Annotated in this window: 12 protein-coding genes; all 12 read left to right on the top strand. The window is 69.2% G+C overall.

The genetic code is table 11. The features are described 5' to 3' along the window. Positions 1-2: 2 nt before the first annotated feature. The 12 genes from LQ222_RS18215 (at position 3) to LQ222_RS18160 (ending at position 12,751) form a co-directional block, all read left to right on the top strand. Entirely contained in the window at positions 3-944 is a 942-nt protein-coding gene (locus LQ222_RS18215; protein WP_230168264.1) for an ABC transporter permease, read from the top strand. A 65-nt stretch (positions 945-1,009) separates the two neighbouring features. Continuing rightward, complete coding sequence (locus LQ222_RS18210; protein WP_408906406.1) at positions 1,010-1,873, top strand: ABC transporter permease; 864 nt, start codon at positions 1,010-1,012, stop codon at positions 1,871-1,873. A 4-nt stretch (positions 1,874-1,877) separates the two neighbouring features. Continuing rightward, positions 1,878-2,867: an ABC transporter ATP-binding protein gene (locus LQ222_RS18205; protein ID WP_305800024.1), complete on the top strand. Its 990-nt coding sequence runs from the start codon at positions 1,878-1,880 to the stop codon at positions 2,865-2,867. Then, positions 2,864-3,895 carry an ABC transporter ATP-binding protein gene (locus tag LQ222_RS18200; protein WP_230168261.1) on the top strand — a complete coding sequence of 344 codons (1,032 nt, stop codon included), beginning with the start codon at positions 2,864-2,866 and terminating at the stop codon, positions 3,893-3,895. The genes LQ222_RS18205 and LQ222_RS18200 overlap by 4 nt, the downstream gene beginning before the upstream one ends. A 141-nt stretch (positions 3,896-4,036) precedes the next feature. Beyond that, positions 4,037-4,540, top strand: a complete 504-nt coding sequence (locus LQ222_RS18195) for a (2Fe-2S)-binding protein (protein WP_230168260.1) — start codon at positions 4,037-4,039, stop codon at positions 4,538-4,540. 89 nt (positions 4,541-4,629) lie between these two features. Further along, positions 4,630-7,020: a xanthine dehydrogenase family protein molybdopterin-binding subunit gene (locus tag LQ222_RS18190; protein ID WP_230168259.1), complete on the top strand. Its 2,391-nt coding sequence runs from the start codon at positions 4,630-4,632 to the stop codon at positions 7,018-7,020. Between the two features lie 119 nt (positions 7,021-7,139). After that, a complete protein-coding gene (locus LQ222_RS18185) occupies positions 7,140-7,931 on the top strand; it encodes a xanthine dehydrogenase family protein subunit M (protein ID WP_230168258.1) in 792 nt (263 codons plus the stop codon). A 103-nt stretch (positions 7,932-8,034) separates the two neighbouring features. Then, positions 8,035-8,439 (top strand): AtzH-like domain-containing protein, encoded by a 405-nt coding sequence (locus LQ222_RS18180; RefSeq protein ID WP_230168257.1) that lies wholly within the window; start codon positions 8,035-8,037, stop codon positions 8,437-8,439. Beyond that, on the top strand, positions 8,436-9,095 hold the full coding sequence (locus tag LQ222_RS18175; RefSeq protein ID WP_230168256.1) for a 2-hydroxychromene-2-carboxylate isomerase: 660 nt from the start codon (positions 8,436-8,438) through the stop codon (positions 9,093-9,095). Before LQ222_RS18180 ends, LQ222_RS18175 begins: the two co-directional genes overlap by 4 nt. Next, positions 9,092-10,354, top strand: a complete 1,263-nt coding sequence (locus tag LQ222_RS18170; protein ID WP_230168255.1) for an FAD-binding oxidoreductase — start codon at positions 9,092-9,094, stop codon at positions 10,352-10,354. The genes LQ222_RS18175 and LQ222_RS18170 overlap by 4 nt, the downstream gene beginning before the upstream one ends. A 109-nt stretch (positions 10,355-10,463) precedes the next feature. Continuing rightward, entirely contained in the window at positions 10,464-11,261 is a 798-nt protein-coding gene (locus LQ222_RS18165) for a cold-shock protein (protein ID WP_230168254.1), read from the top strand. Between the two features lie 656 nt (positions 11,262-11,917). After that, a complete protein-coding gene (locus tag LQ222_RS18160) occupies positions 11,918-12,751 on the top strand; it encodes a flagellin (RefSeq protein WP_230168253.1) in 834 nt (277 codons plus the stop codon). Positions 12,752-12,764: the final 13 nt, after the last annotated feature.

The raw sequence follows: 12,764 nt of genomic DNA, 5'->3' as shown, positions 1-12,764 counted from the left end.
TCATGTTCGCCTATATCGTCCGACGCGTGCTCGCCACCATCCCCGTGATGGCGGTGGTGGCGCTGTTCGTCTTCTCCCTTCTGTACATCGCGCCGGGCGACCCGGCGGCGGTGATCGCGGGTGACCAGGCCACGCCCGAGGATGTCGAGCGCATCCGCGCGTCCCTCGGCCTCGACCGCCCCTATCTGGTGCGGTTCGGGGCCTGGGTCTTCGACATCCTGCGCGGTGACCTCGGCGTGTCGATCTTCACCAACCTGCCGGTGTCGCTGATGATCAAGCAGCGGCTGGAACCGACGCTGTCGCTGATGGTGGTCACGCTGATCCTCGCGGTCTCGATCGCGGTGCCGATGGGCGTCATCGCCGCGGCGCGCGTGGGCACCTTCATCGACAAGCTGGTGATGGCTTTCGCGGTGCTGGGCTTCTCGGTGCCGGTCTTCGTGGTGGGCTACCTGCTGGCCTATATCTTCGCGCTGGAACTCGAATGGCTGCCGGTGCAGGGCTACACGCCCTTCGCCAACGGCTTCTTCCCCTGGATCGAGAACCTGATCCTGCCGGCCATAGCACTTGGGTCGGTCTATATCGCGCTGATCGCCCGCATCACCCGCGCATCGATGCTGGAAGTGCTGCAGCAGGACTACATCCGCACCGCGCGCGCGAAGGGGGCGGGGCAGCGTTCCATCCTGTTCCTGCATGCGCTGAAGAACGCGGCCGTGCCGATCGTCACCGTCATCGGCATCGGCATCGCGCTGCTGATCGGCGGCGCGGTGGTGACCGAGAGCGTCTTCGCCATCCCGGGCCTGGGGCGCCTGACGGTCGATGCCATCCTGCGGCGCGACTACCCGGTCATCCAGGGCGTGGTGCTGCTGTTCTCCTTCACCTACGTGCTGGTGAACCTGTTCATCGACATTCTCTACACATTGTTCGACCCGAGGATCCGCTACTGATGGCCTCCGCATCCGTCCTCAGCCCGGCTGGCGTCACGGCGGCGAATGTCGCCGTCGCGGCGCCGATGGGCGACATCATGCCACCGGTGAAGGCGCGCAGCGGCTTCTGGGGCTTCCTGTACCGCAACCCGACCATCGCGGTCGGTGGCACCATCGTGCTGCTGATGGTGCTGATGGCGATCTTCGCGCCGCTGCTGACCTATGCGGACCCGACGGCGCTGGCGCCGGCGCGGCGCACGCGCGAACCCTCGGCGCAATACTGGTTCGGCACCGACATGCTGGGGCGCGATGTCTATTCGCGCGTGATCTACGGCGCGCGCGTGTCGCTCATCGTGGGCTTCTCGGTCGCGATCTGCGCCTCGGTGATCGGACTGACCATTGGCCTGGTCTCAGGTTTCGTGCGCTGGGCGGACAGCATCGTCATGCGCGTGATGGACGGCATGATGTCGATCCCGCCGATCCTGCTGGCGATCGCGCTGATGGCGCTGACGCGCGGGTCGGTCGGCAACGTCATCCTCGCCATCACCATCGCGGAAGTGCCGCGTGTGTCGCGCCTGGTGCGCGGCGTGGTGCTGTCCTTGCGCGAACAGCCCTATGTCGATGCCGCGGTGGCGGCGGGCACGCGTACGCCGGTGATCATCTGGCGGCACATCCTGCCCAATACCATCGCGCCCATGACCGTGCAGGCCACCTTCATCTGCGCGGCCGCGATGATCACGGAATCCATCCTGTCCTTCATCGGCGCCGGCACGCCGCCGATCATCCCGTCCTGGGGGAACATCATGGCCGAGGGCCGGGCCCTGTGGCAGGTGAAGCCCTACATCGTCTTCTTCCCGGCGATCTTCCTGTCGATCACGGTGCTGGCGGTGAACATGCTCGGCGATGGCCTGCGCGACACGCTCGACCCGCGCATGGCGAAAAGGATCTGATGCGGTGGCGCTGCTCGAAGTCGAAAACCTCCAGACGCATTTCCGCGGCGTCGATGGCGTCAACCGCGCCGTCGATGGCCTGAACTTCCAGGTCGAGGCGCGCGAGACCGTCGCCATCGTGGGTGAATCCGGCTGCGGCAAGTCGGTCACCGCCATGTCGATCCTGCGGCTGATCCCCGAGCCACCCGGCAAGATCGCCGGCGCGATCCGCTTCGAAGGGCGCGACCTGCTGAAATGCTCGGACCGCGAGATGCGCGCCATCCGCGGCAACGAGATCAGCATGATCTTCCAGGAACCCATGACCAGCCTGAACCCGGTGCTGACCGTGGGCCGGCAGATCGGCGAGACGCTGCGCCTGCACCAGGGTCTCTCCGCCCAGGCCGCCGAGGCCCGCGCGGTCGAGATGCTGGACCTGGTCGGCATCCCGGAAGCCAAGCGTCGCGTGCGCGAATACCCGCATCAGCTCTCGGGCGGCATGCGCCAGCGGGTGATGATCGCCATAGCTCTGGCGTGCAATCCGAAGCTCCTGATCGCGGACGAACCGACCACGGCGCTGGATGTCACCATCCAGGCGCAGATCCTTGACCTGATGCGCGACCTCAAGCGCACCGTGGGGGCGGCCATCGTCATCATCACCCACGACCTGGGCGTGGTGGCGGAAGTGGCCGAGCGCGTCATCGTCATGTACGCCGGCCGCAAGGTCGAGGAAGCCGAGGTCGGCCGCCTGTTCCGCAACCCGCGCCATCCCTACACCCAGGGGCTGCTGGGCTCGATGCCCAAGCTCGGTTCGTCGCTGACCGGCACCGAGACGCGCTTGCAGGAGATCCCGGGCCTGGTGCCGAGCCTCAAGCGCAAGCTCGATGGCTGCGTGTTTGCCTCGCGCTGCGCCTACGCCACCGACCTGTGCCGGACGGTCGCCCCCGGGCTGGAAGAGAAGGCGCCGGGCCACATCGCGGCCTGCCACTACGCCATCAAGGACGCCGTTGCCGCATGAGCACCCCAATCCTCGAGGTCAACGACCTCAAGAAGCATTTTCCGATCCATGGCGGCTTCTTCGGCGGGCGCACCGGGTCCGTCTTCGCGGTGGATGGCGTGTCCTTCTCCATCAACAAGGGCGAGACGCTGTCGCTGGTGGGTGAATCCGGCTGCGGGAAATCCACCGTCGGCAAGGCCATCCTGCGGCTGTTTCCGCTCACCTCCGGCCAGGTGATCCTGGACGGCACGCGCATCGACGACATGGCGGCCGGCACGCTGCGGCCCATGCGCCGGCGGATGCAGGTGGTCTTCCAGGACCCCTTCAGCAGCCTCAACCCGCGCATGCGCGTGCGCGACATCCTGGCCGAACCGATCCGCAACTTCGGCCTCGCCAAGGACGCCGCCGACATCGAGCGCAAGGTGGCCGAACTGATGGACCGCGTGCGCCTGCCGCGCGACGCGGTCGGGCGCTGGCCGCATGAATTCTCGGGCGGGCAGCGCCAGCGCATCTGCATCGCGCGCGCGCTCGCCGCCGACCCGGACCTGATCATCTGCGACGAGGCCGTGAGCGCGCTTGACGTCTCGGTGAAGGCGCAGATCGTGAACCTGCTGCAGGACCTGCAGAAGGAACTGGGGCTGGCGATGCTGTTCATCAGCCACGACCTCGCGATCGTCGAGCACATGACGCACCGCGTGGCGGTGATGTATCTCGGCAAGATCGTGGAAGTCGCGCCGAAGCGCGCGCTGTTCGCGGCACCCAAGCACCCCTACACGGAAGCCCTGCTCTCCGCCGTGCCGGTGCCCGAACCAGGCGCGCAGCGTGAACGCATCATCCTGACCGGCGACGTGCCGTCCCCGATCAACCCGCCCAAGGGATGCCGCTTCCACACGCGCTGCCCCTACGCCTTCGACCGCTGCCGCCAGGACGAACCGGTGCTGCGCCAGACCGAGGAAGGCCATTGGGCGGCCTGCCACCTGCACGACCGGCCGGCCTCCGAGAACCCGCTCTCGGGCGCACGCGGCGCGGCGGTGATCGCGCATCACTGATCCTGCCGTTGAGAGCGGTTCGCAACGCGCGGACCGCCTCGCCGGACGCTTGACGAAGCAGGGGCGGCAGGGCGAGGCTTGCGCCATCACGCCCGGGCGCCACATGCCCGAAATCCAGACACAAGCTTGGGGAGACGCGCAATGCCGCAGGTCACGCTGACCGTGAACGGCCAGACCCACACGGCGGAGGTCGAGGGTCGCACCCTGCTTGTCGAGCTCCTGCGCGAGAAGCTGCGCCTGACCGGCACGCATGTGGGCTGCGACACCAGCCAGTGCGGCGCCTGCGTGGTGCACATCAACGGCGAGAGCGTGAAGTCCTGCACCACCCTCGCCGTCATGGCGAATGGCGCGCAGGTCACCACCATCGAGGGCCTGGCGGCTGCCGACGGCACGCTGCACGCCATGCAGGAAGCCTTCCGCGAATACCACGCCCTGCAATGCGGCTTCTGCACGCCTGGCATGGTGATGTCGGCGATCGACCTGGTGAACAAGCACCCGGACGGCATCACCGAACAGCAGATCCGCGAGGGGCTGGAAGGCAACCTGTGCCGCTGCACGGGCTACCACAACATCGTGCGCGCCATCGCCGCGGCCGCCGACGTGATGCACGGCAAGCGCACCGAGATCGCGAGCGCGGCGCAGTAGGCCATCGCGCACGCACGGGCGCACGCGCGCGCCCCAAGAACCGGCCCGGCAAATCCCGGGCGAGATAAGAAATTGGGAGCGAGACGACCATGAACGTGGTGGCACCCTTCGAGGGCATCGGCGCCAGCCTGCGCCGCAAGGAAGACTTCCGTTTCCTGCGCGGCCGCGGCGCCTATACCGATGACTTCAATCGCCAGGGCCAGCTGCATGCCTGGATCCTGCGCAGCCCGCATGCTCATGCACGGCTGACCTCGGTCGATACCGCGGCGGCGGCCGCGATGCCCGGCGTGGTCGCGGTCTTCACCGGCGCCGACATGGCGAAGGACAATATCGGCGGCCTGCCCTGCGGCTGGCAGATCCACAACAAGGACGGCTCGCCGATGGCGGAGCCGCCGCACCCCGTCCTCGCACAGGGCAAGGTCCGCCATGTCGGGGACCCGGTGGCCGTGGCCATCGCCGCCACGCGCGAACAGGCGCGCGACGCGGCCGAAGCCATCGCCGTGACCTACGACGTGCTGCCCGCGGCCGTGAACATGCTGGAGGCGGTGAAGCCCGGCGCACCGGCGGTGCATGACGATGTGGCGGGCAACCTCTGCTACGACTGGCATATCGGCGACAAGGCGGTGCTGGATGCGGCCTTCGCGCAGGCGGCCAAGATCGTCTCGCTCGACATGGTCAACAACCGGCTGATCCCGAACGCGATGGAACCGCGCGCGGCGCTGGGTGAATTCGACCCGAATTCGGGCGAGTACACGCTGCACACCACCAGCCAGAATCCGCACGTCATCCGCCTGCTGATGGGTGCGAACGTGCTGCACATCCCGGAATCGAAGCTGCGCGTGGTGGCCCCGGATGTCGGCGGCGGCTTCGGGTCCAAGATCTACCATTATGCCGAGGAAGCGATCGTCACCTGGTCGGCCGGCAAGCTCGGCCGCCCGGTGAAGTGGACCGCCGACCGTTCGGAATCCTTCATGTCGGACGCGCATGGGCGCGACCACATCTCGAACGCCCAACTGGCTCTCGATGCGAACGGCAAGATCCTCGGCCTGAAGGTGCATACCCACGCGAATATGGGCGCCTACCTGTCCACCTTCGCGCCCTGCGTGCCGACCTACCTGTACGCCACGCTGCTGGCGGGCACCTACACCACGCCGGTGATCTACTGCGAGGTGAAGGCGGTCTTCACCAACACCGTGCCGGTCGATGCCTATCGCGGCGCGGGCCGGCCGGAAGCGACCTTCCTGCTGGAACGCCTGATGGACGTGGCGGCCGCCGAGACCGGCATCGACCGCGTCGAGCTGCGCCGGCGCAACTTCATCCCGAACGACGCCTTCCCCTACCAGACGCCGGTCGCGCTGCAGTACGATTCCGGCAACTACACCGCCACGCTGGACCAGGCTTTGGCCGCGGCCGACTGGGCCGGCTTCGAGTCCCGCCGCGCGGAAGCGGCCAGGCGCGGCAAGCTGCGCGGCATCGGCTGCTCCACCTACCTCGAAGCCTGCGGCATCGCGCCATCGGCCGTGGTGGGCAGCCTCGGCGCCCGCGCCGGCCTGTATGAAGTGGGCACCATCCGCGTGCACCCCACGGGGTCCGTCACCGTGCTGACCGGCGCGCATAGCCACGGCCAGGGCCACGAGACCACCTTCGCCCAGCTGGTCGCCGACAAGCTCGGCGTGCCCACCGCGCAGGTGGACATCGTGCATGGCGACACCGCCAAGGTGCCCTTCGGCATGGGCACCTACGGGTCGCGCTCGCTGGCGGTCGGCGGCTCCGCGATGATGAAGGCGATGGACAAGATCATCGCCAAGGGCAAGCGCATCGCCGCCCACCTGATGGAAGCCGATGTCGACGACATCGAATTCGACCGCGGCACCTTCCGTGTGGCCGGCACCGACAAGACCAAGGCGCTGGTGGACATCAGCGTGGCCGCCTACGTCCCGCACAACTACCCGATCGAGGAACTGGAACCGGGCCTCGAGGAAACCGCCTTCTACGACCCCAAGAACTTCACCTACCCCGGCGGCTGCCACATCGCCGAAGTCGAGATCTGCCCCGATACCGGCAAGGTCTCGATGGTGAACTTCACGGCCGTGGACGATGTCGGGCGCGTCATCAACCCGATGATCGTGGAGGGCCAGGTGCAGGGCGGCATCGCCCAGGGCATCGGCCAGGCGCTGCTGGAAACCTGCGTCTATGACGCCGATGGCCAGCTGCTGTCCGGCTCCATGATGGACTACACCATGCCGCGCGCGGACGACCTGGCACCGGTCTCCGTCGCCACGCACACCACGCTGTGCACCCACAATCCGCTCGGCGTGAAGGGCTGCGGGGAGGTGGGCGCGATCGGCTCGCCGCCCGCCGTCATCAACGCCGTGGTGGATGCGCTGCGCGACTATGGCGTGCGAAGCCTGGACATGCCCGCCACGCCCGCCAAGATGTGGCAGATCATCAATGGCGGCCGCCGCGCCGCGGCCGAGTAACGGGACCCCGCCGTCCGATCGTCGGAGGGCCGTGACGCCCCGCGAAGCACGCTTCGCAGGGACACCGTCAGGGCCCGGAGGCGTGAATCGGCCGGTCAGCGACGCAAGGAGCGAACGAGATGTACGATTTCGCCTACCACAAGCCGGGCTCCGTCGCCGATGCGGTGAAGCTGCTGGCCGATCCCGACGCCAAGGCGATCTCCGGCGGCCACACCCTGCTGCCGGCGCTGAAGCACCGCCTCAACAAGCCTTCCGCCCTGGTGGACCTGTCCGGCATCGCGGAACTGCGCGGCATCAAGCGCGTCGGCAATGCCATCGTCATCGGCGCGCTGACCCGCCATGTCGAGGTCGCCACCAGCGCCGAGGTGGCCGCCGCGATCCCCGCGCTGGCCTACATGGCATCCCATATCGGCGACGTGCAGGTGCGCAACCGCGGCACCATCGGCGGGTCGGTCTCGAACAACGACCCCGCCGCGGACTACCCCGCCGCGGTGCTCGGCCTTGGCGCCACGGTGCACACCTCGTCGCGCAAGATCGCCGCCGACGACTTCTTCCAGGGCATGTTCACCACCGCGCTGGAACCCGGCGAGATCCTGACGGCGATCGAATTCCCGATCGTCGACAAGGCCGGCTACGCCAAGATGAAGAACCCGGCCAGCCGGTATGTCATGGCGGGCGTCTTCGTCTCGAAGGCGGGCGGCGCGGTGCGTGTCGCGGTGAACGGCGCGGGCCCCTGCGTGTTCCGCCAGGCGGCGATGGAAGCGGCACTCGCCGCCAACTGGTCGCCCGATGCGGTGGCGAACATCAGGCAGTCGCCCGACAACCTGAACGCCGACATCCACGGCAGCGCCGAATACCGCGCGCACCTGGTCGGCGTGATGGCCAGGCGCGCGGTCGCCGCCGCCGGCTGACCTGTCGCATATCCACGCGAAGGGCCGGGCGCGCCACGCCCGGCCCTTTTGCGTTCCGCGCCCGCGCGCGGCATGCTCCGCACAACAGCGGGAGTCGCACGCCGTGGAGATCGACAACCCCGAAGTGATCGCTGAGGCCCGCGCGGTCTTCGACCGCTACGAGGCCGCGATCGCCGGCAACGACACCGACGTGCTCGATGCCTCCTTCTGGCCGGACCCGCGCACCGTGCGCTTCGGCGTGACGGAAATCCTGTACGGCATCGACGCCATCCGCGCCTTCCGCGCCACGGTGAAGACCTATGCCGCGCGCGTGCAGAAGCGCATCCACATCACCACCTTCGGCCGCGACTTCGCCTGCACCCACCTGGAATACGAACGCGTCGGCACCGGGCTGGTGGGCCGCGAGACCAAGATCATGGTGCGCCTGCCGGGCCACGGCTGGCGTGTCGTCTCCGCGCATGTCTCGCTGCTCGCGGGGCATGATCCCGGCCGCACGCAGAAGGCATGACCGCCATGGGCCAGACCGTCGAATGCTTCTACACGCTCTCCAGCCCCTGGATGTATTTCGCCGGGCCGCAACTCACTGACATCGTCAGGCGCCATGGCGCGACGCTTGTCCTCAAGCCCTACGACTTCCGCCTGGTCATCAAGCATACCGGCGGCATCCCGCTGCGCACCCGCCCCGAGCCGCGGCAGGACTACCACGCGCTGGAGCTCGACCGCTGGTCGCGCCACCTGAAGATGCCGATCAAGCTGAAGCCCAGGCACTATCCGCCGACCGACCAGCGCCAGGCCGGCCGCATGGTCCTGGCCGCGCAGGCGCGCGGGATGGACGCGCAGGCGCTCAGCCACGCCATCCTGCATGCGCTGTGGGTCGATGAACGCGACATCGCCGACCCGCGCGTGCGCATCGCCATCGCCGAGGAGGAAGGCCTGCCCGGCGAGGCCCTGCACCGCGAGGAGGAAAGCCCCTCCGTCATGGCCGAATGGGACCGCAACAACCAGGAGGCCGTCGCCCGCGGCGTCTTCGGCGCCCCCACCTTCTTCTGCGGCGACCTGTTCCTCTGGGGCCAGGACCGGCTGTTCTTCCTCGACCAGCATCTGGGCGGCGTGCAGGTGCAGTCCGGCCCCTCCAGGGTGATCGGCAAGACACGCGCGTCATGACCCGTCACGTCGCCATCATCGGCGCCGGCATCGTCGGGGCCTGTTGCGCCATCGAGGCCCTGCGCGAAGGCCACCGCGTCACCCTCATCGACCCAGCCGACCCGGGCGGCGAACAGGCGGCCTCCTACGGCAATGGCTGCTGGCTCTCCCCGATGTCGGTCATCCCGCCCGCCGTCCCGGGCCTGTGGAAGAAACTGCCGAAGTTCCTGGCCGATCCGCTGGGCCCGCTGGCGATCCGCTGGTCCTACCTGCCGCGCGTCGCACCCTGGCTGCTGCGCTACCTGCGCGCCGGCTGGACCTGGGACCGCGTGGCGGAGGCCGCGCGTGCGCTGCGCCCGCTGGTCGTCGATGCCCCCGCGCTGCACAAGGCCCTGGCGGATGAAGCCGGCGTCGGCCACCTGATCGAACGCCGCGGGCTGATCTACATCTACCCCTCGCGCGCCGACTTCGCCGCCGAGGCGGGCGCCTGGAAGATCCGCCACGAGGTCGGCGTGCGCTGGATGGAACTCGACGCCGACGAACTCCGCCAGCGCGAACCCGACCTCGACCGCCGCTACACCTTCGCCGTGATGGTCGAGGAAGGCGGCCATTGCACCGACCCGGGCGCCTATGTGGCCGCGCTGGTGGCGCATGCGGTGGGGCAGGGGGCCACGTTGCGCCGCGCCCGCGCCACCGGCTTCAAGTTGGAGGAAGGCCGCCTGCTGGCCGTGCAGACCGACCAGGGCTGGGTCGAGGCCGACGCCGCCGTGATCGCCGCCGGGGCGCATGCCAAGCCGCTCGCCGCCATGCTGGGCGACCGCGTGCCGCTCGAGACCGAGCGCGGCTACCACGCCGAACTGGCCGACCCGGAGGTGTCGCCGCGCCACGGGCTGATGCCCTCGGACGGCAAGATGTCGATCATGCGGACCGCGAACGGGCTGCGCTGCGCCGGCCAGGTCGAGATCGCGGGGCTGGACGCCGCGCCCAACTGGAAGCGCGCCGAGATCCTGCGCGACCACCTGATCTCCTGCTTCCCGGGCCTGCCGCGCGACCTGCCCGCCAGCCGGGTGAAGGTGTGGATGGGGCATCGGCCATCGATGCCGGACGGCAAGCCCTGCCTGGGCCTGGCCAGCGCCACGCCGGACGTGGTGCACGCCTTCGGCCACGGCCATACCGGCCTGGTGGCAGGTGCGCGGACCGGGCGGATCGTGGCCGCCCTGCTGGCCGGGCGGGCGCCCGGGATATCGATCACACCCTTCGATCCGCGCCGATTCGCCTGAGGCGCGAGCCCCGGTTTTTCACTCGCTTTCCCTGTTGCGCGGTGCCATCCTGACACGTAGCGCCCTTGCATCCCGCAGGGACGCATCTTGTTTGTGGACCTGCAGGAACGTGTCGGAATTCGAAAATCAGGGTGGCGCCGGGCCGATCGAGGCCGAGGTGAAATGGTACAATGGTCGCAAGGGTTTCGGCTTCGTGCTGGGCCCGGACGGCACCGACGTCTTCTTCCACGCCTCGGCATTGACCGAGGCCGGGATCGAGCCGCCGGACACCGGTGACAAGCTGGTGTGCGAGATCGGCACGGACCGCCAGGGCCGTCGCCTCGTGACCCGCATCGTCGAGCTCAAGCGTGGCGAGGGTGGTGGCGCCGGTGCCGGCGCCCGCCCGCCCCGGCGCGATTTCGGCGACCGTCCGCCGCGCCGTGACTTCGGCGGCCCGGGTGGCGGTGGCGGCTTCGGCGATCGTCCGCCGCGGCGCGACTTCGGTGGTGGCGGCGGCTTCGGCGACCGTCCCCCGCGGCGCGACTTCAGCAGCCCGGGTGGCGGCGGTGGCTTCGGCGACCGTCCCCCGCGGCGCGATTTCGGCGGCGGCGGCGGCGGCTTCGGTGGCGGTGGCGGCGGCTTCGGCGATCGCCCGCCGCGCGCCTTCGGCGACCGTCCGCCGCGGCGCGATTTCGGTGGTGGCCGGGACGAAGGCGGCCCGACCTACGACGTGGCCGGCACGGTCAAGTGGTTCGACCAGGTCCGCGGCTTCGGCTTCGTCACGCCCGAGGATGGCGGCCAGGACGTGTTCCTGCATTCGTCGGTCCTGCAGCGCGCCGGCAAACAGGATGTGCAGCAGGGCGAGAAGGTCTCGCTCGAGGTCCGTGACGGCCAGCGCGGCCGCCAGGCCGTGAACATGAAGGACTGATCCGCAGGGATCGTCCGGACAGCCCCGCGGCCGAGAGGTCGCGGGGTTTTTCTTTGCGCGCGGGGCTGCACCCCAACGCCCCTTCAGGAAGCCCGCACCATTGCCCTCCCCGTGCTCCCGGCCCCAGGCTTCGCCTCGGGCCGCGAGCGCACGGCGCGACCGCGCCCAACCCGACTGCCGCGCCGGGCGCGCCAGTGCGTGGCGTGCAAGCCAAGCACGCGGATGCGTGCGCGTGCGACTGAGGCAAAGAGAAAGCGGACGTGTGCGCCTGCGATTGAAGCAAGGAGAAATCGGATCGTGCGCCTGCACGATCCGGGAGCGCACGGCGCGACCGCGCCCAACCCGACTGCCGCGCCGGGTGCGCCAGTGCGTGGCGTGCAAGCCAAGCACGCGGATGCGTGCGCCTGCGATTGAGGCAAGGAGAAAGCGGATCGTGCGCCTGCACGATCCGGGAGCGCACGGCGCGACCGCGCCCAACCCGACTGCCGCGCCGGGCGCGCCAGGGCATGGCGCGAAGGCAAGCCGGCCGGACGGCCGGCGCCCGCCGTCTGAGGGACGCAAAAAAGAATCCGCCGCGCTTAGCACTTCGTTTACCCGTCACCGCCACAGTGGCAGCGCGGCGGGAATATCCCGTCCATCGTGAAGGGAAGATCCCGATGAGCCTCAATTCGGTGAACACGAATCTCGGCGCCATGGTGGCGCTGCAGTCGCTGAACCGCACCAATGAGGCGCTGAACACCACCCAGAAGCGCGTCTCCACCGGCTATCGCGTCTCGGATGCGAAGGATGACGGCGCGGCCTTCGCCGTCGCGCAGTCGGTGCGGGCGGATGTCGCGGGCCTCACCGCCGCGAATGAACAGCTGGGTGGCGTGAAGGGCGTGCTCGACACCGCGCTGGCCGGCCTGCGCAAGGTCTCCGACACCATGATCAAGGTGCGCGAAACCCTGGTCCGCCTGGCCGACGACACGCTCAATACCGACCAGCGCGCGCAGTACGAAGCGCAGTACGAGGCGCTGCGCACGCAGATCACCAACTTCGTCCAGGATTCGACCTATAACGGCCGCACCCTGCTCTCGACCACCCCGCCGGAGGGCGGCGACATCACCACCACCCGCAACGAGGCCGGCACCACCTATACCCTTACCTCGGTGGATGGCGCGGGCACCATGATCGTCGCGGCGGCGCCGACCGATGCGGCGGGCGCGCAGGCGGCGCTGGCCGCCGGCGGCGACTGGGGCACCATCAACACGGTCATCGCGAATGCGCTGAACCAGTACGGGTCGGATGCGCGCTACGTCGATGCGCAGATCGCCTACAACCGCGACAAGCTCGATGCGCTGGATGGCGGCCTGGGCGCGCTGATCGACGCCGACCTCGCGAAGGAATCGGCGCGGCTGCAGGCCTTGCAGATCCGCCAGCAGCTCGGCACGCAGTCGCTCTCCATCGCCAACCAGGCGCCGCAGTCGCTGCTCAGCCTGTTCCAGGGCTGATCGCGGCGCCCGC

Origin of the sequence: Roseomonas sp. CECT 9278 (assembly GCF_918698155.1) — a bacterium.
GTDB lineage: Bacteria > Pseudomonadota > Alphaproteobacteria > Acetobacterales > Acetobacteraceae > Neoroseomonas.
The sequence above is the reverse complement of the archived record's forward strand: the minus strand, read 5'-3'. Positions and strand labels throughout refer to the sequence as shown.

Excerpts from the sequence above, each read along its gene's own strand:
- LQ222_RS18215 (WP_230168264.1), top strand. The coding sequence starts at position 3 with ATGTTCGCCTATATCGTCCGACGCGTGCTCGCCACCATCCCCGTGATG.
- LQ222_RS18210 (WP_408906406.1), top strand. The coding sequence starts at position 1,010 with ATGGGCGACATCATGCCACCGGTGAAGGCGCGCAGCGGCTTCTGGGGC.
- LQ222_RS18200 (WP_230168261.1), top strand. The coding sequence starts at position 2,864 with ATGAGCACCCCAATCCTCGAGGTCAACGACCTCAAGAAGCATTTTCCG.
- LQ222_RS18195 (WP_230168260.1), top strand. The coding sequence starts at position 4,037 with ATGCCGCAGGTCACGCTGACCGTGAACGGCCAGACCCACACGGCGGAG.
- LQ222_RS18190 (WP_230168259.1), top strand. The coding sequence starts at position 4,630 with ATGAACGTGGTGGCACCCTTCGAGGGCATCGGCGCCAGCCTGCGCCGC.
- LQ222_RS18185 (WP_230168258.1), top strand. The coding sequence starts at position 7,140 with ATGTACGATTTCGCCTACCACAAGCCGGGCTCCGTCGCCGATGCGGTG.
- LQ222_RS18175 (WP_230168256.1), top strand. The coding sequence starts at position 8,436 with ATGACCGCCATGGGCCAGACCGTCGAATGCTTCTACACGCTCTCCAGC.
- LQ222_RS18170 (WP_230168255.1), top strand. The coding sequence starts at position 9,092 with ATGACCCGTCACGTCGCCATCATCGGCGCCGGCATCGTCGGGGCCTGT.
- LQ222_RS18160 (WP_230168253.1), top strand. The coding sequence starts at position 11,918 with ATGAGCCTCAATTCGGTGAACACGAATCTCGGCGCCATGGTGGCGCTG.